This window comes from Chryseobacterium sp. RU33C (assembly GCF_900156015.1).
In the GTDB taxonomy this organism is placed as follows: domain Bacteria; phylum Bacteroidota; class Bacteroidia; order Flavobacteriales; family Weeksellaceae; genus Chryseobacterium; species Chryseobacterium candidae.
The window spans coordinates 49,256-61,700 of the sequence record NZ_FTMT01000025.1 but is presented as its reverse complement, the minus strand read 5'-3'; the positions used below and the strand labels follow the sequence as shown (position 1 = coordinate 61,700).

12 protein-coding genes are annotated in these 12,445 nt (G+C 34.7%); 4 read left to right on the top strand and 8 right to left on the bottom strand.

The window, feature by feature from the left end:
• Nucleotides 1–241 precede the first annotated feature (241 nt).
• From BW946_RS18410 to pepE, 4 genes are all read right to left on the bottom strand, one after another.
• Nucleotides 242–1,417 (bottom strand): sensor histidine kinase, encoded by a 1,176-nt coding sequence (locus BW946_RS18410; RefSeq protein ID WP_076597552.1) that lies wholly within the window; start codon nt 1,415–1,417, stop codon nt 242–244.
• A 7-nt stretch (nt 1,418–1,424) separates the two neighbouring features.
• Nucleotides 1,425–2,798 carry a D-alanyl-D-alanine carboxypeptidase/D-alanyl-D-alanine endopeptidase gene (gene dacB / locus BW946_RS18405; protein WP_076597556.1) on the bottom strand — a complete coding sequence of 458 codons (1,374 nt, stop codon included), beginning with the start codon at nt 2,796–2,798 and terminating at the stop codon, nt 1,425–1,427.
• A gap of 98 nt (nt 2,799–2,896) precedes the next feature.
• A complete protein-coding gene (locus BW946_RS18400; protein ID WP_076597551.1) occupies nt 2,897–3,748 on the bottom strand; it encodes a hypothetical protein in 852 nt (283 codons plus the stop codon).
• A complete protein-coding gene (gene pepE / locus BW946_RS18395; protein WP_076597550.1) occupies nt 3,748–4,440 on the bottom strand; it encodes a dipeptidase PepE in 693 nt (230 codons plus the stop codon). Before pepE ends, BW946_RS18400 begins: the two co-directional genes overlap by 1 nt.
• A 190-nt stretch (nt 4,441–4,630) precedes the next feature.
• Here pepE and BW946_RS18390 point away from each other — a divergent pair, with 190 nt between their 5' ends.
• The gene (locus BW946_RS18390; protein WP_076597555.1) at nt 4,631–5,173 is read left to right on the top strand and encodes a tetratricopeptide repeat protein; all 543 of its coding nucleotides are present in this window, start codon (nt 4,631–4,633) and stop codon (nt 5,171–5,173) included.
• A 177-nt stretch (nt 5,174–5,350) separates the two neighbouring features.
• On the opposite strand, the gene BW946_RS18385 is transcribed toward BW946_RS18390, so the two are convergent.
• Nucleotides 5,351–5,839, bottom strand: a complete 489-nt coding sequence (locus BW946_RS18385) for a YdeI/OmpD-associated family protein (protein ID WP_076597549.1) — start codon at nt 5,837–5,839, stop codon at nt 5,351–5,353.
• Nucleotides 5,840–6,168: 329 nt separating this feature from the next.
• Here BW946_RS18385 and fsa point away from each other — a divergent pair, with 329 nt between their 5' ends.
• On the top strand, nt 6,169–6,822 hold the full coding sequence (fsa, locus tag BW946_RS18380; RefSeq protein WP_076597548.1) for a fructose-6-phosphate aldolase: 654 nt from the start codon (nt 6,169–6,171) through the stop codon (nt 6,820–6,822).
• 121 nt (nt 6,823–6,943) lie between these two features.
• On the opposite strand, the gene BW946_RS18375 is transcribed toward fsa, so the two are convergent.
• The 3 genes from BW946_RS18375 to BW946_RS18365 form a co-directional block, all read right to left on the bottom strand.
• A complete protein-coding gene (locus tag BW946_RS18375; RefSeq protein ID WP_076597547.1) occupies nt 6,944–7,834 on the bottom strand; it encodes a GLPGLI family protein in 891 nt (296 codons plus the stop codon).
• 69 nt (nt 7,835–7,903) lie between these two features.
• A complete protein-coding gene (locus tag BW946_RS18370; RefSeq protein WP_076597546.1) occupies nt 7,904–9,799 on the bottom strand; it encodes a M56 family metallopeptidase in 1,896 nt (631 codons plus the stop codon).
• Nucleotides 9,800–9,804: 5 nt separating this feature from the next.
• Nucleotides 9,805–10,170: a BlaI/MecI/CopY family transcriptional regulator gene (locus BW946_RS18365; RefSeq protein WP_065398165.1), complete on the bottom strand. Its 366-nt coding sequence runs from the start codon at nt 10,168–10,170 to the stop codon at nt 9,805–9,807.
• Between the two features lie 516 nt (nt 10,171–10,686).
• Here BW946_RS18365 and BW946_RS18360 point away from each other — a divergent pair.
• Nucleotides 10,687–11,253: a glutathione peroxidase gene (locus tag BW946_RS18360; protein WP_076597545.1), complete on the top strand. Its 567-nt coding sequence runs from the start codon at nt 10,687–10,689 to the stop codon at nt 11,251–11,253.
• 270 nt (nt 11,254–11,523) lie between these two features.
• Nucleotides 11,524–12,105 (top strand): hypothetical protein, encoded by a 582-nt coding sequence (locus BW946_RS18355; protein ID WP_076597544.1) that lies wholly within the window; start codon nt 11,524–11,526, stop codon nt 12,103–12,105.
• Nucleotides 12,106–12,445 lie beyond the last annotated feature (340 nt).

Below are 12,445 nucleotides of genomic sequence, written 5' to 3'. Positions count from 1 at the left end.
CTCAACCAATTTATGCTTATTTTTGAAGAAAGGCTCAGATTATAAAATCCAAGCCCTGACTTTTTAACTTACACACTTTGTGGGATAGTGTCAAATAAAGAGAAAAGCGGGGAAAAATTTCCCCGCTTTTATTTTCTCAAGTGATCTTTATATTCTAATATTCAAATCTTGGCTTAACATTCAAACCTAACAGGTTTTAAAAACCTGTTAGGTTTCTTATTTATAAAAAATTAATTGATTGTTAAAGAATTTCCTCTTTTCTGATCGTTATCCTAAAGGTACTTCCCTTTCCTACTTCAGTCTGAGAAATCTTGATATCTCCATTATGGTATTCATGAATAACTCTTCTTGCCAGTGACAGACCCAATCCCCAGCCTCTTTTTTTGGTAGAATACCCTGGATTAAAAGCATTTCTTGCCTGCTGTTTGGTCATTCCGCTTCCGTTGTCCCTTACTTCGATGAGAATATTTTTATTCCTTTCAAAGACAGACATGGTGATAGCTCCTTCTCCTTTCATGGCATCCACAGCATTTTTCACCAGATTTTCGATCACCCAGCTCATCAGGATTTTATTGTGGGGAACCAGAACGGTATATGTAGGTAGATTGAGGGTAAAATTGATTTTTCTGGAGATTCTTGTTTTTAAATAATCATAATTCTCCTGTATGGTTTCATTGAAATTTCTATCGTTCAGCTCTGGAACAGAACCTATTTTTGAAAATCTTTCAGAAATAGTTCTAAGCCTTTCAATATCTTTTTCTATCTCATGTACTCCTTCTGATTCAGGATTATCAAGCTTCATAATTTCCATCCATCCAATCATAGAAGATAAAGGAGTTCCGATCTGATGGGCTGTTTCTTTAGCCAATCCAGCCCAAAGATAGCCTTCATCCGTCTTTTTAATGGTTCTGAAAAACCAGAAAGAAAAACCGAAATACAATAGAATAAACAAACCTAAAATATAGGGAGAATACCGGAGATTATTAAGCAGACGGGAGTTATCATAATACACAAACTGATTATTTCCATCCGGCACTTTGATCTCAATAGGATCATAATTTTTCTCCATATTCCGGATCAGACTCTGCAGTTTTTCAGGATTCTTAATTGTGCTTTCAGGAATATTTCTGTAGTATCCGAGGTCAAGAATCGGATTTTTATATTTATCCGTTACAATGAAGGGAATGGTATTGTTGATATTCAGAATATCCGGCAGTAAATCCAGTACATCTGTATCCGGAGTTTTCACTTCCTGCTGTATCCTTATAGCTTTGGAAAGAAGACTGATCCTTTTAATCTCCTCTTTTCTGAGAAAATTAATAAGCGATGTTGAAGCTACTACAATGGCAATAACCAAAGTAGTCATGACAACAAAAATGATCCAGTTATTCAGTCTGGTGAGTATGGATTTTCTCAAAGGTTTTTTATTTTAAAACATTCAGGATTTTCTGCAGCTCAGTATTTCCACTTCCCTGATAGTTGTTGATGATAATTGAAAATACATATTTTTTTCCATCTTTCGCGGTGTGATATCCTGCAAAAGATTTGGTATCTCTCATCGTTCCGCTTTTCATCTTCATCCCATTATCCTGAACCGGAAATCCGTCATAATACGCTTCAAACCAGGATTGTTTTTTTGCATATAAAAGCGCCTGTACTTCTGCTTTTGCAGCCACATAATTTTGTGGAGAAAGTCCGCTTCCATCTGCAAAATTGATCATATTAGGATTGATTCCTTTTGATTTCCAGAATTCTTTCAGATAAGAAACCCCGCTTTTAAAGCTTGAATTTCCTTTCTTTTCCTTTCCTAAAGTTTTAATCAATGTTTCTCCATACAGATTGATACTTTTTCTTAGAAACCAGAAAACAATTTTATCCAGCGTCGGAGATTGGTAAGTAAGAAGAATATTTTTTTTCGGAGCTGCTAAAGCCTGTTTTCCTTCTATTTCAAGTTGAGAATTCGTTACTGCTTTTCCTGAAAGTTCAATCCCTGATTCTTTCAGCCATTGCTTTACTTCTGCTGCCAGCTGTAGTGGCGGATTGGGCGTAGAACCGGAAACCGTCACTGTCTTTCCTGAAGGAAGCATACCGTTAATCAGGGCTACATCAGAATGAGGAGCTGTAAAAATCAGGCTTTGATCTGAGCTTCCCCCTGTTTTCAGGTCATTGAGCCACTTCACACCTTCCAGCGGATAAGAAAAGCTTTTAAAATCTGTTCCGTTTATATTGATATCAAACTGGTTTTCTTTCCAGTTGATTCCCCATACACCTGCACCATAATAATTTCCAAGATCATCCCACGGCCAGCCTCCCGGAATGGTCTGGTGATCAAAATATGAATCATCAATAACAAGATCTCCTGATATTTTCTTTATCCCTGAGTTTTTAATTGCCTCAATCAGCTTCTTTTTAAAATTTTCAGGTTTATAGGCATCATATCTCCAGCTTCCTAATGTAGGATCGCCGTTGGAGCTGATGAAAAGATTTCCGTTCAGCGTTCCTCCGGAGATATTTCCGGAATAGCTTGAAGTGGTTGTAAAAGTATAGTTTTTTCCTAATGTTTCCAATGCTGCGCCTGCCGTGAAAATCTTCTGTGTAGAAGCAGTGGAAAGCCCTTTATTTCCTTGATATTCATAAACCAAATTACCATTTTCATCGGAAACATAAAAAGATAAACTGGAAGATGCTGCTCCCGAAGAATCCATCAGATCCTTTGTTACTTTATCTAATTTTTGGGCCATATTCTGCGCAGCTACCATCTGTACAGAAAGCATGAGAACAGCAAGTGTCTTTTTCATTGCATTGTTGTTTGAGTCAAAATGATGAAGTTTCAAATACACATTCCTGGTAGTATCTGATCCTCTTTTCATTGATTTAAATTCTAAATCAAATATAGTTAAAATAAAAGCTTTTCATACTCCCTGAGATCATCGGAATTGAAAAGAACCTGATGGTGAGGAGATTTTTCAAATGAGCGGTCATGTTTAAAATATTTCTCATAATCATCTTCATCTATAAAAATATCCATCTGACATTCTTTTATATAGTTTGATTTTTCTCCGTAATCTTCAATAAAATACCCGGAATCATTCCAGGGTTCATGATGACAGCGCAGACAGCTTCTTTGATATACAGCTTTATGACCACATATTTCACAATCCTGTACTTTTTGAAACAATGCTAATATCTCATGCTGATTTTCTTTCGGAAAAAGTGAAATAGGAATTGTTTTTAAAAGCAGATAATAATTGGGGTCCTGCCAAGAAAAATAAAATACTTCTTCCTGCCTGTTATACAGCTCTAATCTCTGAAGGTCATATTCAACCTCCGCGCTGGTAATATTTTTAATATTCAGAACGATCTTATTGTTTCTCGTGATATTCTGTTTGTTATCAATTTCAATAACGGGCTGCTGTTCCAGGAAATGATTAAGGCATAATGTGGTCTGCCATGAGCCGATTGTTCTCATTTTACCTTCTTCTCCACAAATCTCACAGGTCTTGACAGAAAGCTCTGAATATTTATCTTTGATTTTTTTAAGTTTGGCATTGAGAGTTTCATCTTCGGAATAGGTGTAACATCTCAATTCCCCCAACTTTTCTTTTCCAAAGACACGATGATTCATATTCCATCCTGCAACGGCAAATTCAAACAGTAATTTCCGAATCAGATCATTCCATCCGGTGCTGTTCACTGAAAAATTAGTGAGATTACGTTCTATGAAAAGATTGATTTCTTCTTTGTTCATTAAAGCGTGCTTCCTGCTTCTATTTCATAAGGCTCTTTCCCTTTTTCAAAAATCCTGGTCAGTTCACTTCCTTCAACTGTTATTGAATCTCCGGTTCTTCTGATCCAGTTTCCTTCTCTAAGGCCAACTACTTTGATATCATTCTGGGTAAGGAATTCCTGGATACGGGTTTCTCTGGTTTCCCCGTTATGCTTCAAATCCGGATTAGGGTCAAGATAGTGCGGGTTGATATTGAAAGGAACTAATCCCATACAGTCGAAACTTGGCGGATATACAATGGGCATATCGTTCGTTGTCTTCATATTCTGGCCTCCGATATTGCTTCCTGCGCTGCATCCGAGATAAGCTTTTCCTCCAGATACATTTTCTTTCAGGACAGACATCAGCCCTTCTTCGTGTAATGTTTTAACCAATAAAAAAGTGTTTCCGCCTCCGGTAAAGAAACCTTTTGCCTGATGAATGGCTTCCTTTTTATCTTCAAATTCATGAAGTCCTTTCACTTTTATATGAATGGTTTCAAAGAAAGAACGTGCTTTTGCCGTATAATCATCATGAGAAATTCCACCTGGTCTAGCGAAAGGGATAAACACAATTTCGTCGATTCCTTTATAGAGTTGGATTAATTCTTCTCTTAAATATTCCAGATATTCTCCGCCAAAAAGTGTGGAGGTTGAAGCTAATATAATGTTCATATGATGAAATTATCGGTATTAATAATAAAAATAAATCACAAAGATAGTTTCAAAGATGAACGAATCAAAAATTAAACTAAAAAAATCCTGTTTCCCGTTAATATTTTCTAAAAAAACTTAAAGCCTCTAAATTTTACGGTTTTATGGAATTATTATTGAATTTTAGATTATGAATTTAAAATATAAGATTATGAAAATGAGTAAAATTAATAGTAGAAGTCTATTTTTAGGTTTAATACTAGCAGGAAGTGTAAGTTTTGTAAATGCACAAACAACTCAGCCTGAAACATCGGCGACAACGAGTCAAACCACCAATCCAACTATCGAAGATCTTAAAAAACAGATCGCAGCCAATCCAAAGGATGCAGAATCATTAGCAAAACTGGCTAATGCTTATCAGGAGGCTTCAGACTGGCCAAACGCTATTGATACCTGGAAAAAAATATCAGTTTTATTACCGGACTGGGCTCCGGCTTATTACAGCCAGGCTTATTCCTATCAGTCTGCAAAAGATGATGCCAATGCAAAAATTGCTTATGAAAAGTATATTGCAGCAGTAAAACCTGAAGAAGTAGAGCAAAATAAGAAGAATCTGGCATACGCTTATTTCTATCTTGCCTTTACAGAGCAGCAAACTGATCCTAATAAAGCAAAAGAACATATTGCAAAATCCATACAGTATGATCCTACCAACCAGGATGCTGTAAAGCTTAGCAAAGCATTAAATTCTTAGTAAAAATGAAATGCCGGAAAGTTTTTTCCGGCATTTTTTATTATGTCTAACTTAAATTTAACGCAGAGATCCAGTACATACTCCAATCTTTATTGCTTTCTTCTCTTGCTTAATAATTATCAATATTCAATTTAATCTTTTCGTTTTTAAAACTCTGACCTTTAATTTTTGGCTATCCTATTCAATCTTTTTTCCGAAAAAATCTGTTTCACCATGCAGATGTCTGATGATTTTCTCGATATTTCTCTGAATACTGGCTTCGGTTTTTAAATTATTGATATACCGGATCAGCTCATTTCTTCTTGATGGAATCAGATTTTCGAAATTTTCTGTTGCCAGAGCACTTTCTTTGATTGCCTTTTCTAATTGAGGATGAATGGGAATACTTCGATCAGAATCGTCGTATTCCAACACAATTTCGATGATTTCTCCGATTCTTTTTGGAGAATTTTTCAGCATGGTCAGATTCACATACAGCCTCCACTCCCCCAGATATTTCATAAGGTTTTGCTTAAATTCTTTTCCATTCACCATTCCTTTTACAGCAATGGGACTTTTATTTCTCCCTGATTTTTCAAAAATCGTGTCCAGTATTTCTTCCGGAACAAATACAAAAGGATTAATTCCGATGATTTCCAATATGGCGGTGAAACGGTTATTTTTCATGGGTAGTAATTTAAATTGGTCTGGCTGGAAGTTGGAAGCTAGAAGCTAGAAGCTAGAAGCTAGAAGCTAGAAGCTAGAAGCTAGAAGCTAGAAGCTAGAAGCTAGAAGCTAGAAGCTAGAAGCTAGAAGCAAAAATAACTCTTTGATTTAAGATCAGCACAAAATTATTTTTTATCATCTATAACCATCCTGATCTCTCACTCTCCCACTCTCAAACTCTCCTGCATCCAAACCCATTTACCCTAAAACTCCGAATTCCGTAACTCAAAATTCATACCTCAGAACCCAATTAATTCCCTATCTTTGTATCAATAAATCTATTTATCAAAATGAAATTTTTTATTGACACAGCTAATTTAGAGCAAATCAAGGAAGCCAGAGATCTTGGGATTTTAGACGGGGTAACTACCAATCCTTCATTAATGGCTAAAGAAGGTATTCAGGGAGCTGAAGCAATCAGAAACCATTATAAAACGATCTGCGAACTTGTAGATGGGGATATTTCTGCGGAAGTTCTTTCTACAACGTATGAGGAAATGATTAAGGAAGGAGACGAATTGGCTGCTATTCACCCGAATATTGTTGTAAAAATTCCGATGATCAAAGACGGAATCAAAGCTTTAAAATATTTTTCTGATAAAGGAATCAGAACAAACTGTACTTTGATCTTCTCTCCAGGACAGGCTCTGCTGGCAGCAAAAGCAGGAGCAACTTACGTTTCTCCGTTCTTAGGAAGATTAGATGATATTTCTACAGACGGTCTGAACCTTATCCAGGAAATCAGATTAATTTTCGATAACTACATGTTCGAAACTGAAATCTTAGCGGCTTCTATCCGTCACTCAATGCATATCATCGACTGTGCTAAAATTGGAGCAGATGTTATCACTTCACCACTTCCTCCGATCTTGAGTTTATTGAAGCACCCGTTAACAGACAGCGGACTGGCTCAGTTTATTGCAGATTCTCAGAAATTAGCATAATCATTGATCCTTTTCAAATATAAAAATCCCGGAACTTTTCGTTCCGGGATTTTTCGTACTGTATTATTTTTTCCGGATTTAACTAATGTATAGTATCTGAATCATATGGGAACTGTATATTTTATCGATATAGTTCCGGTTCTATTTTATTGTTATTCTTTAGTTGGTCTTCTTTTGCTCTTTTTTCAATATTTCTATACATTTCATTTACATCAATATTTTTCCCATCCTGATTTCTCATTTGTACAACAGCTCCGGCAGGAAGGGTACTCATGGTTTGTTTCATGTCTTTTGTAGGGTCAGCAAGATAATCTTTCCAGGCTTTTTTGAACTGCTTTTTATTGATTTCTATCTCTTTACCTCCAAAGCCAATTGTAGTGAGACCAGGTATCTGGAGAGCTTCTTCTGATGTGGCTTCGGTTTTTTTGTTACCAATTAAAGTCATAATATGAGAACCTGTTTTATCCTCAATTTTAACAATAAGTCCTGGCAATCCGTAGAATTTATAAGGTCCGTCCTGAAATGGGATGTCAGTAGAAAACCAGGCGATCCAGCTTCTGCCTCCATAATTTGTAGTTGCTTTCTGAGTATTATACTCTCCAATTTTCTGTTTCTCAGGTAAAATCTTCCATTCAGGCTTTTGATCTTCCGGCATCTTATAAGCAGTATTCCCTATATTTTCAGAGAATGAAACACTATAATCCGGATATTTTTTTGTGACCGTGCTATTAATAGTTCCCTGTTTTATATTTCTTTTAATATTAATACTGCCTCCGAATCCTCCTTTCATCTGTCTGGCAATATCTGCTTTGGTTGTGGAGTCTGCAACAAATTTCTCACGGCTGTAATATTTAGATCCATTTTTATCAATATCCAAAAGCATTACATCGCTTTTCACTTCTGCTCTATTGGTAGAATCTGAAATATATTTATAGTCATAGAAAAATCTGTTTACCTGTGCATTCACAAAAACACTTAAAAAAGCTAATAAAAGCAAATAATTTTTTTTCATATTCTATGTATTTATCTATTCATAAAAAAAGCTTTGCCATTTTTAAAACTGACAAAGCTTTGCAGAAATTTACTTCTTTGTCTCAATTCTTACTTCCCCCTGCTTTACTTCTCCATTCTTCTGAGTGTTGACGTTAACTCTCGATATATTATTGGTATCTAATGAGTTCATATCATCCTGTGAAACTTCTCTCCCGTCAATGTAATACTTATATTTTACATCATCAGTACCGCTTATTTTAAATTTTTTCACCCCATTCATTGCGATGTTTCCGTTGCTGTCTTTTTTAATAAAGTCAGCATTCATTACAATAACACCGGGTGAACCGCTGATCACTTTAATAAAAGTACCGTCTCTGAAGCTTGCTGATCTTTTTTCGGCTTCCGTGCGGGCCTTTTCAACGTCTCTTCGGATTTTGTCTCCATCAATCCGGATTCTCTCTCCTTCTAATCTTATTCTATTTCCCTCCAGTTGGGCTTTTGCACCTTCTATTCTTGCTTTTTCACCCTCAATTCTGGCTTTTCCCGCTTCTTTCAGTGCTTTTTTAGCTTCCGCCATTGCTTTACGTACTTCTTCTTTTTCCTGAGCGCTCAGATCTTTATAATTAACAATTTTGTTTGTTTTAAAATAGGTTATTTTCGGCTCTCTTGGTGCTTTAGGTGGTACCGGAGGAATGGGCAGTTCGCCTATTTTGGCAGCTTCTCTTTCCACTTTTTTGGCAGCTCTTTCAATCTTTCGAAGCTCCTTTTTACTAAGAGGTTCCATATTCTCAAGCTCCTTCATCTGATTCTTCCATTCCGCAGAATTGAAATACTGATCAACTTCAACTTTTGAGGCAATCTCTCCTATCTCTGATGCCAGATTGCTTATTTCTTCTATTTTATCACTGAAGAGATCACTTTCGGGATCCAAACCTTCCAGCTCTTTCTCTTTTTCTTTTATCTTCTTTTCAAGATTGGTTATTTTTTTCTGATCATCCGGTGACACGGCTTTCAATTCTGCCATTTTTTCCTGACCCGATCCTTCAGGTCTTACAGGTCTTATCGTATCTTTCTTGATTTCTGAAACTACTTTTTTGATGGAAAGATTGGTTTCTTCAATTTCTCTGTTTTTAGCATTTACCAGATAAGCAAAGGTCAGTGAGAAAACAACCGGCAAGGCAAAAATTCTTCGCGCATATCCGAATTTGGTTTTTGGTTTTTGTAACATCTTAAGTCTTTTTTTAAGGTTTGAACTTAGAAACGGACTGGTAACAGGCAACTGTGTTCCGGAAAAGTGGCTTGCTAAAAGCATCTGCGCAAATGCTTTGGTGTCCGATTGTTTTACGGCTTTTTTATCAGCCAGATATTCGTGAATTAAATTAATTTCTTTTTTGATGACATGAAAAAACGGATTGAACCAGAAAACTGAGGTAATAATCTCAATAAAGATCTTATCAAAGGAATGTTTCTGCTCAATATGTACCATTTCATGCTTTAAAATCTGTTTTCCAATATCAGAATGCAAAGTAATGGCGTTCTTCCAGAAAAGATTTTTAAAGTAGGAAAAAGGAGCTTCATTAAGGTCTGTACGGTAAAAGTTGATCCCGTCAAAACTTTCTTTATTAAACTGTTTCTTAAACTGCTGGATTTTAAAAATCCCATACATAAGTTTCCCTAGAAAATAGAAAGAAACCAGTCCCAGAGCTGAAAAAGTAATGTTAAAATAAAGGTTACCATTGTTTATATTTTTTTCTGTATTAAAATTCTGAATCTTATCAAGAAGCATATATACATCATTATTTACCTCTATCGTAAAATCATCTACTTTAATGAGCGGCAACAAAAGTGATATCACAATCGCTCCCAGCAGATAAAATCTGTTATAATGATGGAATGTCTTGTCTTTTAATGACAACTGATAGTACAAAAACGTTACACCCGAACATAAAATAGTTTTCCCAAAGTATAAAAGTATTGCTTCCATAAGTACTAATCTTTGTTTTTGAGTTCATCTAATAACATCTCAAGATCTTCTACTGTCATTTCATTTTTTTCTACCAAAAATGAAACGGCACTCTTGTAAGAGCCTTTGAAATAGTTTTTCACAAGACTTTTCATGGTCTTTCCGGAATATTGTTCTTTTGAAACAAGCGGAAAATACTCATGCTGTCTTCCATGTACACGATAGTCTACAAATTCTTTGTCTTTCAATACTTTTAAAATAGTAGAGACTGTATTGGTGTGTGGTTTTGGTTCCGGAAAAAGATCCAGAACATCCTTAAGAAATCCTTTTTCTATTTTCCATACATACTGCATTACCTGTTCTTCTGCTTTTGTTAAAGTCTGAATTTTCATATCCTGTTCATTTATCAGTTATATTGATATAAAAGTTTTCAATTCTATATCACTAAGAAATTAGTTATACAAATGTAGAAATAAATTTGAATCTAACAACTATTTTTTTAGTGATAAAAGGTTTTAAAATGTAAGATATTAATAATCAATAAATAAATTTGATTAAATTTTAATTAAATTAATTTTCAATTCTAATTTCACGAAAAACTCTTCAACAAAACTGATCTTTTATACCAAAACCTCTACATTAAATCCGGGATTTCAACTAACCTTGAAGAAATGTTTCATTTGGTTTGTCGGGATAATCTCTGCCAGGGTTTTATATCTTGATAAGAATTGATAAATCAGTTAAAAAATTCAAAACAATAAAAAATACTATTGCATAAGGATTTAATAACCCTAAATTTGATATTTCTGGAAGAATGGATTTTAACTAGAAATAAAACCGAAAAAAACAAAAGTGCAGCAAAAATGATCAATAATCTAATACATAAAACAATAGTAAAATCTTTTTAAATGAAAAAAATACTTTTTATCGGAATGGTGCTTATAGGAATCATAGGCCTTTCATCATTTATTAAATCGGATGATTCCAACGGTCCAAAACCTGCAAAATCAATTTATGATTTTAAGATTGAATCCATAGACGGCGGAAAAATTGATTTTTCTGAATACAAAGGGAAATATATTCTTATTGTAAACACGGCATCCAAGTGCGGATACACTCCTCAATACAAAGGATTGGAGCAGCTTTACAAAGATTATGGTGATAAACTGGTTGTGGTAGGCTTTCCTTCTGATAATTTTGCAGATCAGGAGTTTCATGATAATGTGGAAATCAAGTCTTTCTGTGAAAAGAATTATGGGGTAACCTTTCCGCTTACCACCTCAGTGGATGTAAAAGGTTCAAAAATCACTCCTGTATTCGATTATCTTACCCACAAATCTCAAAATGGAGTAATGGATGCCACCATAAGCTGGAATTTCAATAAGTTTCTGATCAGCCCGGAGGGAAAATTACTGGAACATTTTGACTCTAAAGTTGTCCCTGAAAGTGAAAAAATCACCCATTATTTCAAATAAATGATTTTTACAAAACACTACCATCATTATGAGTAGTGTTTTTTTATCCTTGCGTAAAACATTTTACATTGATTAGGACTCAAATACACACATTGAGCTGTATTAACAATTTAGATTACAAAAATCACTTCAATAAAGACCTTAAACACATCATTTTTATAACAATGAATAATATACATTATAGAATTGTTAAATTTTATTAAATAAATATTAAAATGTATTTGTTTTAACCGGGAAATTATATTTATTTTAGTGCTTTAAAAATTTCTCATGAAAAGATATAATTTACTGATTGTACTATTACTGCTTATTTTTAATGTTACTACAGCACAAAAGAAAGGTTCTCCTGCTGCCGATCTTAGCATACTGAAAGATACAAAATCAAAAATTGAAGCCACCGTTCCATTGGTGATTCAGCATCTTCAGACGATCGCTACAAAAGAAGGTGATAATAATATTGTGAATAACGGAAAAATTGCTTTAGGCAGAGAATATGGTATTGTAGAGTCTGAATGGTTTTTATACAGAAACAACATGAAAAACTGTATCCTGAACAACTCATCCAAAAAAGCCAAGAAATGTATGGAATATCATAACAATATGATGAGAGGGACAATGATCAATTACAACAATTATATTACCAACCTTACAAGAAAGAACGGTTATTTAGGAGTTGAAGGAGATACAAAATTCGAATTCAAACCTTCTGATATCGCTACAAAACTAAGTGAAGCTTATTTCAATGCAAGTGCTGCTGCCGGCAGAATGAAAGCTGATCAGAAAAGAGATTTTTTAGGACAGACAATGTCTGATGACAACAAACTTACTCCTTACGCTCAACTGGCACAATAATATTTAAATCATATTAAAAAAAATAAAAAAGAGAATGGCAGTGCCATTCTCTTTTTTGTTCAAAAGCAAAAAATCTCCGCCGGAAAAAGCAGTTTTGTGGTACTAATCATAAAACCTTGGGGAAAAAGTAGAAAATTAGGCAGAGATTTTTTTGCATACGCTCTACAGATCAACTGTCCTACCCATGATCTGTAAGAGCTTTACAAAAATAGGACTATACCCTTCTGCTGGCTGAAAATACCTGTAGAATTAAATGTTCAAAACTGTAGAACTAATACTACTTATCATTATAGAAGTAAACCAGCTCAAAAAAAGGTGGTTATGATTAGGGTTAAACAGC